General features: G+C 35.8%; 10 protein-coding genes. 3 read left to right on the top strand and 7 right to left on the bottom strand.

What is annotated here, in order from left to right; all coding sequences use genetic code 11:
- Positions 1-240: 240 nt before the first annotated feature.
- Positions 241-1,584, top strand: coding sequence for a deoxyguanosinetriphosphate triphosphohydrolase (locus ABJI11_RS07210; RefSeq protein ID WP_348350774.1), 1,344 nt, complete (start codon positions 241-243; stop codon positions 1,582-1,584).
- Here the strand turns inward: ABJI11_RS07210 and ABJI11_RS07205 are convergent.
- Positions 1,581-2,708: a DUF3078 domain-containing protein gene (locus ABJI11_RS07205; protein ID WP_348350772.1), complete on the bottom strand. Its 1,128-nt coding sequence runs from the start codon at positions 2,706-2,708 to the stop codon at positions 1,581-1,583. The two genes, ABJI11_RS07210 and ABJI11_RS07205, sit on opposite strands and share 4 nt — an antisense overlap.
- On the bottom strand, positions 2,705-4,471 hold the full coding sequence (locus ABJI11_RS07200) for a 1-deoxy-D-xylulose-5-phosphate synthase (RefSeq protein WP_348350770.1): 1,767 nt from the start codon (positions 4,469-4,471) through the stop codon (positions 2,705-2,707). The genes ABJI11_RS07205 and ABJI11_RS07200 overlap by 4 nt, the downstream gene beginning before the upstream one ends.
- A 63-nt stretch (positions 4,472-4,534) precedes the next feature.
- Between ABJI11_RS07200 and ABJI11_RS07195 the strand changes: the two genes are divergently transcribed.
- Positions 4,535-4,978 (top strand): nucleoside deaminase, encoded by a 444-nt coding sequence (locus ABJI11_RS07195; RefSeq protein ID WP_348350768.1) that lies wholly within the window; start codon positions 4,535-4,537, stop codon positions 4,976-4,978.
- A gap of 64 nt (positions 4,979-5,042) precedes the next feature.
- On the opposite strand, the gene ABJI11_RS07190 is transcribed toward ABJI11_RS07195, so the two are convergent.
- The 4 genes from ABJI11_RS07190 to aspS form a co-directional block, all read right to left on the bottom strand.
- A complete protein-coding gene (locus ABJI11_RS07190; protein WP_027065298.1) occupies positions 5,043-5,234 on the bottom strand; it encodes a cold-shock protein in 192 nt (63 codons plus the stop codon).
- A gap of 70 nt (positions 5,235-5,304) precedes the next feature.
- Positions 5,305-5,571 (bottom strand): hypothetical protein, encoded by a 267-nt coding sequence (locus ABJI11_RS07185; RefSeq protein ID WP_348350765.1) that lies wholly within the window; start codon positions 5,569-5,571, stop codon positions 5,305-5,307.
- A 38-nt stretch (positions 5,572-5,609) separates the two neighbouring features.
- Positions 5,610-7,394, bottom strand: a complete 1,785-nt coding sequence (locus ABJI11_RS07180; RefSeq protein ID WP_348350763.1) for a chloride channel protein — start codon at positions 7,392-7,394, stop codon at positions 5,610-5,612.
- Between the two features lie 165 nt (positions 7,395-7,559).
- Positions 7,560-9,314: an aspartate--tRNA ligase gene (gene aspS, locus ABJI11_RS07175; protein WP_348350761.1), complete on the bottom strand. Its 1,755-nt coding sequence runs from the start codon at positions 9,312-9,314 to the stop codon at positions 7,560-7,562.
- 257 nt (positions 9,315-9,571) lie between these two features.
- Between aspS and ABJI11_RS07170 the strand changes: the two genes are divergently transcribed.
- Positions 9,572-9,919 (top strand): nicotinic acid mononucleotide adenyltransferase, encoded by a 348-nt coding sequence (locus ABJI11_RS07170; RefSeq protein WP_348350759.1) that lies wholly within the window; start codon positions 9,572-9,574, stop codon positions 9,917-9,919.
- A 71-nt stretch (positions 9,920-9,990) separates the two neighbouring features.
- On the opposite strand, the gene ABJI11_RS07165 is transcribed toward ABJI11_RS07170, so the two are convergent.
- Positions 9,991-13,497, bottom strand: coding sequence for an efflux RND transporter permease subunit (locus ABJI11_RS07165; RefSeq protein ID WP_348350755.1), 3,507 nt, complete (start codon positions 13,495-13,497; stop codon positions 9,991-9,993).
- Between the last annotated feature and the right edge of the window lie 5 nt (positions 13,498-13,502).

Raw genomic sequence — 13,502 nt, 5'->3', positions numbered from 1 at the left:
AACTGTTCTCTTGTGCAAAAGACAAAGAGCAAATCATTAATGCGAATAAAATATATACTTTCTTCATGTGTGAATTAACTGGTACAAAGAAAGTTTGCTAAGGTTAAGATAAGGTTACGTAAGGATTATTAATATATGTTTTAAAGGTTAAGGTTGTGGTACATCATATTATACTGTAGCTGATGCTTTAGGTGTCAAAATGTGCAAATGGCGTATCTTGCAGGCTTTAAAATAATGTACATGAATTGGGAGCAATTACTTTCTTTAAGAAGACAAGGCGATAAAAATAAGAGGTTACGTAATGAGCAAGATGAAACTCGTCTAGGGTTCGATGTTGATTATGACCGTATTATATTTTCTTCCGCTTTTAGAAGTCTTCAAGATAAGACCCAAGTAATACCGCTTTCAAAAACAGATTTCGTACATACTAGATTAACACATAGCCTTGAGGTTTCTGTAGTTGGTAGAAGTCTAGGTAGATTGGCAGGAAAAAAAATAATTGAAAAACACCCTTATCTAAAAGAAGTTCATGGGTATCAATTCAATGATTTTGGTGGTATTGTGGCTGCAGCAGCTTTAGCGCATGATATTGGAAATCCTCCTTTTGGTCATAGCGGTGAAAAAGCTATTGGAGAATATTTTAAAACCGGAAACGGATTAAAATTTAAAGACTTACTTTCTGAAGTTGAATACCAGGATATTATCGATTTTGAGGGTAATGCCAACGGATTTCGATTGTTGACCCAAGACAGGGCAGGAGTTTCTGGAGGACTTCGCTTAAGCTATGCCACATTAGGTGCTTTTATGAAATATCCTAAGGAATCGCTACCAAAGAAACCAACAAATCATATTTGTGATAAAAAATTTGGATTCTTTCAAAGTGAGAAACATATATTTGAAAGTGTTGCAGAAGATTTAGGATTACAAAGTAGAAGTACCGATGGATCTATTTCTTACGATAGACATCCTTTGACTTTTTTGGTGGAAGCTGCCGATGATATCTGTTATACCATTATTGATTTTGAAGATGGTATAAATTTAGGACTCATTTCTGAAGATTATGCTTTAGAATATCTTATAAAACTGGTTAAGGATACTATAAATACCAAGAAGTATAACTCTTTGGAGTATATGGAAGATAGGCTCAGTTATTTACGTGCTTTAGCCATAAACACTTTAATACAAGATGCTGTTTCTATATTTATTGAAAATGAGGAAAGTATTTTAAACGGTACTTTTGAAGTCTCTTTACTGGATAAAAGTAAATTTAAAGCGCAAATTGAAGATATTATTAGTTTGAGTGTTCAGAAAATTTACCAATCGCAAGAAGTAGTTGAAAAGGAGATAGCAGGTTATACTATTATATCTGATATTTTAGATGTCTATATTAATGCTTTGATCGGTAAGAAGAAGAATAACGCATCTAACTACCATAAACTAATTTTAAGAACCTTACCTGGGTTTTATCAAGATACTAATGTTTCGCTGTATCAAATTGTGTTGAACACCTGTTGTTATGTTGCAAGCCTATCTGATAGTGCTGCGGTGCACATGCACAATAAAATTAAAGGGAAACAACTTTAAAAACCATAGAGTACACCAACACCTAGCAATTGCTTAAATTGTATTCTAGGTGTACCGGCGTCTATCGTAGTACCATCGTCGTTTTTAATGACGTCAAAAAGTATGTCATCATCATAAATGACCTGAGTACCCAAACTGGCACTAATAAATTTGTTTACTTTCATTTTTAAAGAAAGTTCCCAATCAACATCTACGTTTCCAAAACTTTTAATATAGTCGGTGTAGAGACTTAACCTGCTTGTTAGCCCAACATTTTCTGCTATAGTATAGTTTGTATTATTAGTAATTAATATACCGAGCTCTAAGAGATGGTTTTTGCCGGGTGTTATAATATTGCCATCAGCATCTAAAATAGCTTCTTCTACACCAAAAGCACCACTATTAGCTAGGTCTTGGTCCAAAACAAAGGTAGATTTTTGAGTTAATGGTGATAAATAGAGGTTAAATTTTTCATCTTTAGTAATAAAAGATGTACCGGCACCAAACAGTAAATAGCCAGGAGCCATAAATCTTGAAATTGGTGTTTCCCTATCTGGATAGGTGTAACCGTTAGAAAATTGAGTATTAAAGTTTAATTGAACGGAGTAAGCCCAATTACTTACAGTATCTTTTTTAAAGGCTAAATTAGAGCTTAAACGAATTACATCTTCGGTTTTTCGTAGTTTTTGACCCTCTTGGGCATTTAAGCCATATTTAAGTTCTAGGTCGTTTTCCCATGAAAAATTGCCGAATTTGTATTTTCTAGCAAAAGTTAAATAACTAAGTCCGCTAATAGCATTGTCCCCACCAGCATTCCAATTTACAAAAGCTACTTCACTAACATCAAAACCAAAACTGTTTTTACTTTCCCAAAAAGAAGGAGCTTTAAATCTTCGATATTTTTTTTTAAGGGTTTTGGTCTTTTTAAAATTAATATTGGGAATGTTAAGATTTACATCTTTTCTTGGAGTAAATATTTTGTCTACGGTACGTCGAATTACAATAGTATCTATTGCAATGCTATCTACCACCACACTGTCAACAATAATAGGTGCGGGAATAGTGTCTTGACCGTATGACATAAAGGTCACCAAAAAGAGAATAGGAAGAATTATTTTAAAAGGACTAGAAGCTATTTTTCTCATAGAAACTGTTGTACATATTGTTTTACGGACATCTTATCTATTCCTGCTTTTTTATACAATTTTTCGGTTGCACCATGTGTTATAAATTCATCAGGAACCCCAAATATCTTAATTATTTTATGGTTTCCAATATTATTTGCAAAATCTAACACTCCGTTCCCAAATCCGCCCGTGCTAGCACTATCTTCTATTGTAATAATATGCTCAAATTTATGTAAGATTTCATGTAATAAAATAGAATCTAAAGGTTTTATAAAAGGGAAATTGTAATGCGCAATAGCTTCGTTTTCATTTAATTCTTTAATCAATTCTGTTGCCATATTTCCTATTGGTCCAGTACTTAAAATGGCAATTTTGTTTCCGTCTTTAAGTGTTTCGGCTTTTCCAATGTTCAGTTTTGTCATTGGTAATTGCCAGTTTATCATGCTACCTCTGCCTCGTGGATAGCGTATGGCAATGGGGTGGTCTAAACCGAATTGGGCAGTGTACATGATGTTTCGTAAACCCACTTCATTAAGCGGAGAAAAAATTATAAGGTTTGGAATACATCTTAAATAAGAAATATCAAAAACACCATGATGTGTTGGTCCGTCTTCACCTACTAAACCTGCACGATCAAGGCAGAAGATGACTGGTAAATTCTGTATGGCTACATCATGAATTACTTGATCATAGGCGCGTTGTAAAAAAGTGGAATAAATATTACAGAATACAACTAACCCATCAGTTACCATACCTGCAGCTAAAGTTACCGCGTGCTGTTCTGCGATACCAACGTCAAAAGCTCTTTCTGGAATAGCTTCCATCATAAATTTTAAAGAGCTACCAGTTGGCATGGCGGGAGTTATACCTACAATTTTTTCGTTTTTTAAAGCGAGCTCAACTAAGGTCTTACCGAATACATCTTGAAACTTAGGTGGTTGGACAAGGTTAGTTTTCTTTTGTAGTTCGCCGGTTTGTTTGTCAAATTTACCTGGGGCGTGGTAGGTTACTTGATTTTCTTCCGCTTTTTGCAAGCCTTTACCTTTGGTAGTAATGACATGTAATAGTTTGGGTCCTTCAATTTTTTGTAGCCTTTCTAAATGCTGTATTAAGTTGGGTAGGTCATGACCATCAACGGGACCTGTATAATGAAAATTAAGGCACTCAAAAATATTCTCTTCTTTTGCGGTTCCTGTTTTTACATTGGTCAAGTATTTTTTTAATGCACCTACACTTGGGTCTATACCCATAGCATTGTCATTGAGCACCACTAGAATATTGGCGTTGGTAACGCCTGCGTGGTTTAAACCCTCAAAAGCCATACCGCTGGCTATAGACGCATCGCCTATTACAGCAATATGTTGTCTTTGAAATTTTCCCTGTAATTGGGCCGCTAAAGCCATGCCTAATAGCGCAGAAATAGAGGTGGAGCTATGCCCTGTACCAAAAGCGTCATATTCGCTTTCTTGCATTTTTGGGAAGCCGCTTATACCACCAAATTGTCTATTGGTATCAAAAACGTTTTTTCTGCCGGTCAGTATTTTATGTCCGTAAGCTTGGTGCCCTACATCCCAAATGAGTTTGTCAATTGGCGTATTGAAAACATAGTGTAGTGCAATGGTTAATTCTACAACACCTAAACTAGCACCTAAATGACCTTCTTTGACCGAAACAATATCAATAATAAACTCTCGTAATTCTACAGCCAACTGCTCTAAATCTTTTACTTTTAAAGATTTAAGGTCGTTAGGTGAATTGATTTGTTCTAGTATCGATTTCAAACTGTGGTTATAATGCAGACAAAAATACTTTTTTAAAAATGAAACTATCGTATTTTTGAACCTATGGTTTTACCTTACGATGATACTTATTTTATGAAAAAGGCACTACAAGAGGCAGAGTATGCCCTTGAAGCTGGTGAAGTGCCTGTAGGTGCCGTAATTGTGGTACAAGATAGAATTATTGCCAGAGCGCATAATCTTACCGAAAAATTAAATGATGTTACGGCGCATGCAGAAATGCAGGCAATTACTTCTGCTGCTAACTTTTTAGGTGGAAAGTATTTAAAAGACTGTACGTTATATGTTACCCTAGAGCCATGCCAAATGTGTGCTGGAGCGCTGTATTGGAGCCAAATAGGTAAAATAGTATATGGAGCAACAGACTTGCAACGTGGGTGCGGAGTAATGGGAACCACATTACACCCAAAAACCAAAATATTAGGTGGTGTTCTTGAAGATCAAGCGGCAAGTTTATTACAGCAATTTTTTGCCAAAAAAAGAAAGTAGGGGTTTATCTAAAAACGAACAACCACGCAAAGGCGTGGTCATTTAATATTTTTGAAAGAACTTTTTAGAGTACCTGCACCTGCCCGGCAACTGTACCTTTTCTTCCTTCTTCCTCTTCGTAGCTCACTTTATCACCTTCTCTAATTTCTGTGCCGTGTAAAGCGGTGGCATGAACAAAAATATCTTTTCCTGTTTCTTCGTTGGTTATAAATCCATAACCTTTAGATTCATTGTAAAATTTAACGGTACCAATCATTGTGATGAAATTTTAATATTAACATTCTAATTTAATATTTTTTCCAATTGATTGGTAGTAAAATGGACTATTAATTTGACGGATTGTCTTGATTATCAGTGTTTCTAGGCTTTTTCCCTTGCATCTTTCTCACATTTTCATCTGTAAGCATGTAATCGTTGAATTTTTTACCCTTGCTTTCCTTTATCAAGAAAAGTGGCATTGCCAGTAAAAATAGACCTAAAGTGCCTGAACCAATATATCTATGTGATAATGCTTCTTGGTCAGTATCTAAGCTAAATCCGTAAATGATTAGTCCTAAGGATATTAAAACGATAATGGTGATAATGTATTTCATGTTGTTTCTTTTTCTGAAAGCGTTGATAAATTCACTTTTTATTTTGTAAAACGTATCAACTCTCTTCTGTAAGCGGTCAATAATTTTGATTTAGATACAAAGCCCATATATTTTCCATCTTTTACAACGGGTAAATTCCAAGCGCCACTATCTTGAAATTTTTGCATTACGATCTGCATACTATCCAATCCGTAATAAATATGATCAGGGGCTTTGTGCGTAAAGGTTTCCACCTTTGTAGTATTGTATAATTTGGTGTCGAACATAAATTCTCTAATATCGTCTAAAAGAATAATGCCTAAGAAGCGCTTATTTTCATCAACTACGGGAAAAATGTTTCGGGTAGATTTTGCAACAGAATCATGTAGCATTTCACCTAAAGTCATTTCTGGATGCACAATTTTAAAATTCGTTTCAATGACAGATTCCAAGTCCATTAAAGTAAGAACGGCTTGGTCTTTATCATGGGTCAGCAAGTCGCCACTTTCAGCTAGTTCTCTGGTGTAAATAGTATAATCTACCGTGTTTTTAGTGATAAGGTATGATATAGATGCCGTAATCATCAAAGGAACAAATAATGCGTAGCCACCAGTAATTTCCGCAATTAAGAAAATAGCAGTTAATGGGGCGTGTTGTACACCGGCAATGAGACCGGCCATACCAATTAACGTAAAGTTACTTTCAGATACAGAAAACCCTAGTCCAGAATTATTAATAATCTTGGCAACTACATTGCCTAAGGCACTACCCATAACCATGGTTGGTATAAAAATACCACCTGCACCACCTGCAGCCAGCGTAGTGGTCATTGCAACAGCCTTAAAAATGGTAATACCTATTAATAGCGCAATTACGATCCAAATGTTGTTGGTGTATGTGTCAAAAGGAGTTTTGCCTAAGGCAGTAATATGGTCACCAATAAGCAAGTAGTTTATAAATGAAAACCCTTCACCATATAAAGGCGGAATCATATATAACATAATGCCAATAGCTAAACCACCAACCAAAAGACGGTATTTCGGACTTTTTAACGGTTTAAAAAGGTTAACGATTCTAAAGTACATTTTTGTAAAATAGATGGATGCTACCGCAGTGCCCACTCCTAAAAGAATATAAAATAAGGTGTCTTTGATCTCAAAGGGTTCCGTATTGGAAAAATTCAATAAGACTTCATTTCCCATAAAAAAGTAGGAAGTAAGTACACCGCTTATGGAAGCCAGCAATAAGGGTAACATGGATATCATGGTAAGATCCATACTAAATACTTCTACGGCAAAAATAATAGCTGCAATGGGCGATTGAAATATAGAAGAAATAGCACCTGCCGATGCGCATGCAATTAATAGGGAACGTGTTTTTGAATTGATATGGAATAGCCTTCCTAAATTTGAACTTATTGCTGCCCCTGTTGCTACTGCTGGACCTAACAACCCTACAGACCCACCAAAACCAACAGTTAATGGTGCAATGATGAGTTGTGTGTATACTTGCTTTAGATCTATACGACCTTTGTTTTTTGATAAAGAGAATAGAATAGAAGAAACGGCATGATTAAGCTTTTCTTTGTGAATATACTTTACATAAAGATAGACCAATGTAAGACCGATGATAGGAAGAATAAAATAGAGTTGATTACTTGAGAAAATAATTCCTTTTTCAAGGGATGCTTCAATGAAGTATGTAATGTTTTTTAGGGTTACCGATGCCAAACCAGCTAAAAGCCCTACAACTACACTTAAAATGTAAATAAAGGTCTTTTGCGAGATGTTTTTATATCTCCACTTGTAAATGCTTTTTAAAAGGTTGTTCGTTAAAATGGGCATGGTTGAGCCATAACATTATTAGGAGTCAAAGGTATTTAATTACTAGTTATGATTTTAGTTTTAAACTCTTCTAAATCTTAAAGATATAATTGATGTCGTATTTCAATTGGTAGAAAACAAAAAATCCTGCACAGTGGCAGGATTTTTAAATTATGTTAAGGTTTACTATTCTTGAATATCTAACTTCAAGTTCAATTCTTTCAATTGCTCGTTATCAATTGGGGCAGGGGCATCAATCATTACATCTCTGCCGCTGTTGTTTTTAGGGAAAGCAATAAAGTCTCTGATAGTTTCTTGTCCGCCTAAAATAGAAACAAGTCTATCTAAACCAAATGCTAGTCCGCCATGTGGTGGTGCACCGTATTGGAAGGCATCCATTAAGAAACCAAACTGTGCTTTTGCTTCTTCCGGTGTAAAACCTAAATGCTTGAACATGGTTGCTTGCATATCTTTATCGTGAATACGAATAGATCCACCGCCTATTTCGTTTCCGTTCAAAACTAAATCATATGCATTTGCACGTACTGCACCTGGATCAGTATCTAGTAATTCTAACTGACCTGGTTTTGGCGATGTAAATGGGTGGTGCATGGCATGGTAATGACCGGTTTCTTCATCAAGTTCCAACAATGGGAAATCTATTACCCATAATGGGGCAAACTCGTTAGGTTTTCTAAGTCCTAGTCTCGTTGCCATTTCCATACGTAAGGCACTTAACTGTGTTCTTGTTTTATTGGCATCACCAGAAAGTACGCAAATTAGGTCACCGGGTTTAGCGCCTGTTGCTTCTGCCCACTTGGTTAAATCTTCTTGGTCGTAGAATTTATCAACGGTAGATTTAAAGCTTCCGTCTTCATTACATTTTACATAAACCATTCCGTTAGCACCAACTTGTGGGCGCTTTACCCAGTTTACAAGAGCATCTAATTCTTTTCTAGTGTAAGATGCTGCACCTGGTACGGCAATACCTACTACCAACTCTGCGGAATTGAATACTCCGAATTCTTTGTGTTGGGCAACACTATTTAATTCAGCGAATTCCATCCCGAAACGAATGTCTGGCTTATCATTACCATATTTAGACATGGCTTCATCATATGTCATTCTTGGGAATGAATCTATTTCAACACCATTAACTTCTTTTAAAAGGTACTTGGTTAAGTTTTCGAATACGTTAAGGATATCTTCCTGCTCAACGAAAGCCATTTCACAATCTATTTGTGTAAACTCCGGTTGTCTGTCAGCACGTAAATCTTCATCTCTAAAACACTTTACGATCTGAAAGTATTTATCCATACCGCCAACCATTAGCAATTGCTTAAAGGTTTGTGGCGATTGTGGCAAAGCATAAAATTGCCCTTCGTTCATACGGCTAGGTACAACGAAATCTCTAGCACCTTCTGGTGTAGATTTTATTAAGTACGGAGTCTCTACTTCTATAAAGCCTTCGCCAGATAAAAATTTACGAACTTCCATAGTTACCTTACTTCTAAAAATAAGATTGTTCTTTACAGGGTTTCTACGGATGTCTAAATACCTGTATTTCATACGTAGGTCTTCACCACCATCGGTTTCGTTTTCGATAGTGAACGGCGGAGTCTTAGATTCGTTTAAAATGGTCAATTCAGAAACCAAAACCTCAATATTACCTGTTGGAATATTAGCATTTTTAGAAGCTCTTTCAATAACCTCACCCTTAATTTGGATAACAAACTCTCTACCTAAGTTTCTTGCTTGCTCCAATAATTCTTTTGAAGTACGGTCTTCATCAAGTACTAATTGTGTAATACCATAGCGATCACGTATATCTACCCAAACAACAAAACCTTTGTCCCTTGTTTTGGAAACCCACCCAGATAGGGTAACTGTTGTACCAATATGTGATTCTCTTAATTCCCCGCAGGAATGGCTTCTATACATAACTTGTGCTTTAATGAAAGGGCAAATTTAAGAAGTCTATTTCATTATAGGTCTATATTAAACGCAGGTTTTATACGATGTCCGGTTTGATAGATATTTAGTTGTATTTTATTTAACTATCTTAAAAACAGTTAAATATATCTTCAATGTAAATTTAATGTTATGTAAAAGTTACCTAAACATTGATTAATTGCAAAATAATTGTATCTTTATCTCGTTAGAGAATTGTAAAATAATAATCCCCAAAAAAATATATCATGAAAAAAATACTAATTATAGCTGTAATGGCATTGTCTTTAGGAGCATATGCTCAAGTTGATCCTACTTTTGAAAAAGAAGGTGATAAAGTAAAAGCTACTTACTTTCACGCAAATGGAGAAAAGTCTCAAGAAGGATACTTTTTAAATGAGAAGTTAGAAGGTGAATGGAAGATGTTCAATGAAAAAGGAGACAAAATTGCTATGGGTAATTATGAGAACGGTGTTAGAACCGGTACATGGTTATTCTGGGAAGGTGATGTAAAAAGCGAAGTAAGTTTTGATAACAATAGAATAGCAAGTGTTTCTAAAGCAAATGCAAAAGATCCTGTTGTTACTAATAAGTAAACTAACTAACTCAAATAAAAAGCCCGTATCTATTAGATACGGGCTTTTTTTATGGAATTAACTTAGGTGTATTACGCTACACTTTCAAGTTGTTCGTTAGCATCATTGCCTTTGTTTCCAAAACTGCTGAACTTCACTTTAATACGATATACTATGTTGAACAGTACAGGTACAATTATTAAAGTTAAGAAGGTTGCAACCAGTAAACCAAAGATTACTGTCCATGCCAATGGTCCCCAGAATATTACGTTGTCACCACCTATATAAATATGTGGGTTAAACTCAGAGAACAGGGCAAAGAAATCTATGTTAAGACCAATTGCAAGTGGAATTAATCCTAATACCGTGGTAATTGCAGTAAGTATTACCGGTCGTAATCTTGCCTTACCACCAACAATCATAGAATCTGTTGCATCTTCCATGGTTAAAAGATCACTGTCTTCAATACCAAGGCGCACTTTTTTACGATCTATTAGAATTTGGGTGTAATCGAGCAGTACCACTCCGTTATTTACTACAATACCGGCTAATGATATAATACCCATCATGGTCATCATGATAACGAAAGACCATCCGGTAATCATCAACCCTCCAAATACACCGATAAAGCTTAAGAAAATAGCGATCATGATGATTAATGGTTTAGATATGCCACCAAATTGGAAAATTAAAATAAGCATAATCAATCCTAATCCTGAGAAAAAAGCGCCAACTAGGAATTCTTGTTGTTTCTTTTGCTCCTCTAACTGACCTGTGTAATCGATTTTGACTGTAGCTGGTTTTCCTTTAAAACCTGCTTCCATTTCTTGTTTAATTTCACCTACAATAGCATTAGCATCTGTAAAGCCAGGTTTTAATCCCGAATAAATTGTAACCACACGTTTACCGTCGCGGTGTTTAATAGCACTATAACCAGATGTATTTTTCTCTTTTGCTACAGCAGAAATCGGAATTTCCTTAATCTGCCCATTAGAAGGATCTCTAAAAATGATGTTCTGATTGAATAGCGCACTCTTGTTATACCTTAAATCTTCATTGAATCTGATGTTGATATCATAATCTTCACCATCTTCTTTGTAAACACCGGCTTTTTCACCAAAAATAGAACGTCTTAATTGGTTACCTACTTGACCAACGGCAACACCTAATTCACCCGCTTTTTCACGATCTACAATAACTTGCATAGCAGGTTTGCCTTTGTTTACATCAATCTTTAGCTCTTCAATACCTGCAATATTTTTGGTATTGATGAAGTTTTTAATGTCTTCGGCAGTATTGATCAGCTCGTCATAATCATTGCCTTCAAGCTCAATATTAATAGGAAAACCAGCTGGCGGTCCATTAGCATCTTTTTCTACGGATATAGCAACACCAGGATAAATTCCTTGTAATGCGGCTTGTACACGACCACGAATATCTTCGGTATTTAAACCATTACGGTATTTGTATTCACTGAAGTTTACGGTAACTTTTCCTTTATGTGGCATTTCTGCAGAAGAACCACCATCTGTAAGTGGATTACCGGCACCTTCACCAACTACTGATACGGCTGAGGCCATCATAAAATTTTCACCCTTTTCATTCTTGTACATATCATCATTCATGATTGCGTACACCTGATTTTCTACCTCTTTGGTAATCTCATTGGTTTTCTCAATTGATGTACCTTCAGGATACTCCACATACACGTAGATTTCATTTGGTTTATTATCAGGGAAGAATTCAATTTTTGTACGACCGCTACCAACAGACATACCAAATAGCATGAATACACCGATTAGCATTAAAAATGTAATACCAAAATACCAATATACGTTGCTACCTTTTAAGGCATGTTTTAAACGACGCTCATACCAATTTTCAAAACGAGCCATTGTTTTCTTTTGAAATCTAATGGCAGAACCTTTAATAATGTATTTATAAGCCCAGAACATGATTGCGGTTAATATCAATACCGACCCCAAACCGCGCATAGCACCGCCAAAAATCAATATTAAAGCTCCTAATCCGCCCATAATTACGCTCATTCTGATCAGTTGCTTTAAAGTAAGCTCCTTTTCATCTGTACTCATGAATTTAGATACCAACATAGAGTTCATGAAAATTGCCACGAATAATGAAGATCCTAATACAACCGATAACGTAATAGGGAAGTAAATCATAAACTGCCCAAAAATTCCAGGCCAAAGACCTAATGGAACAAACGCTGCCACCGTTGTAGCTGTCGATATAATAATAGGGTAGGCAATTTCACCGATACCTTTTTTAGCAGCTTCAATTCTAGACATGCCCTCGTCCATTAATCGGTATACGTTTTCAACGACTACAATACCGTTATCTACCAGCATACCAAGCCCCATAATCATCCCAAAGAGAATCATGGTGTTCAACGTATAACCTAACCAAGAAAGAATTACAAATGACATGAACATGGACATAGGTATTGCAAAACCAACGAACAATGCATTTCTAAAACCTAAGAAAAACATTAAAACGGTTACTACCAGAATAATACCGAAGATGATATTGTTTACCAAATCATCAACCTGGTTTAATGTACGGGTAGAAGAATCATTGGCAATAGAGATATTTAAATCTGGCGGAAAGTAATCTGCTTTTTCCTTCTTTACCAATGCTTTTATCTTATCTGCTGCCGAGATTGAATTTCTACCTGCTCTCTTTTTAACATCGAGCATGACTACATTCTCTCCGAATTCACGTGCATAGGTAGTTTTGTCTTTTGACTGAAAATTTACGGTCGCTATATCTTTTAGGTAAACGGCACCATTCTCAGATTTGACCACAAAGTTGTTCAATTCTTTAGGGTCTTCAACTTCACCTAAAATACGAATCGTACGTCTTTGTCCTACTGTTTTTAAGTTACCGGCAGACATGGTCATGTTACCATTGCTTATGGCGCTAATAACATCTTGAAAACTGATTTTAGCAGCCATCATTTTGTAAATGACAACACCAACTTCTACTTCTAAATCTTGTGCACCACGAATGTCTGCTTGCTTAATTTCAGGCAAGTCTTCTACTTCATCCTGTAAATATTCAGCAAACTCCTTTAATTTCTCTACAGGATAATCACCTGTAAAGTTGATATTCATAATTGGTACTTCTTCAGAAAAGTTAAGGTCAAACACATTTGGTTCTACTTTGGCACCATTGAAGGTAGGCCAGTCTTCACTAGCTTTTTCACTATCTACCTCATCTTTTACCTTTTGTTTTGCCTGTTCAACTGTAATTTCCTCATCAAACTCTATAGTTAAAATAGCATAATCTTCTTGTGACGTTGAGGTAATTTCAACAACATTACTGATGTTCTTTAGCCTATCTTCTAATGGGTCTGTAATCAGTTTTTCAATATCTTCAGCAGTGTTACCTGGGTAAGGTGTACTTATGTAGATTTTGGTTTCTATAATTTCTGGAAAATCTTCTCTCGGCATTGCCATATAGGCACTAAAACCCAACCATAGAAAAATGGCTATCATGACATAAATAACCGAAGGGTTATCAATGGCCCAAGACGATATACCGAATTCCTTATCGGCGTTCTTTTGTACTTTGCTCATCGATA

The organism is Maribacter sp. (assembly GCF_039968975.1).
Lineage (GTDB): Bacteria > Bacteroidota > Bacteroidia > Flavobacteriales > Flavobacteriaceae > Maribacter.
This window is presented reverse-complemented; position numbering and strand designations above follow the sequence as displayed.

Excerpts from the sequence above, each read along its gene's own strand:
- ABJI11_RS07210 (WP_348350774.1), top strand. The coding sequence starts at position 241 with ATGAATTGGGAGCAATTACTTTCTTTAAGAAGACAAGGCGATAAAAAT.
- ABJI11_RS07205 (WP_348350772.1), bottom strand. The coding sequence starts at position 2,708 with ATGAGAAAAATAGCTTCTAGTCCTTTTAAAATAATTCTTCCTATTCTC.
- ABJI11_RS07195 (WP_348350768.1), top strand. The coding sequence starts at position 4,535 with ATGGTTTTACCTTACGATGATACTTATTTTATGAAAAAGGCACTACAA.
- ABJI11_RS07190 (WP_027065298.1), bottom strand. The coding sequence starts at position 5,234 with ATGATTGGTACCGTTAAATTTTACAATGAATCTAAAGGTTATGGATTT.
- ABJI11_RS07185 (WP_348350765.1), bottom strand. The coding sequence starts at position 5,571 with ATGAAATACATTATCACCATTATCGTTTTAATATCCTTAGGACTAATC.
- ABJI11_RS07180 (WP_348350763.1), bottom strand. The coding sequence starts at position 7,394 with ATGCCCATTTTAACGAACAACCTTTTAAAAAGCATTTACAAGTGGAGA.
- aspS (WP_348350761.1), bottom strand. The coding sequence starts at position 9,314 with ATGTATAGAAGCCATTCCTGCGGGGAATTAAGAGAATCACATATTGGT.
- ABJI11_RS07170 (WP_348350759.1), top strand. The coding sequence starts at position 9,572 with ATGAAAAAAATACTAATTATAGCTGTAATGGCATTGTCTTTAGGAGCA.
- ABJI11_RS07165 (WP_348350755.1), bottom strand. The coding sequence starts at position 13,497 with ATGAGCAAAGTACAAAAGAACGCCGATAAGGAATTCGGTATATCGTCT.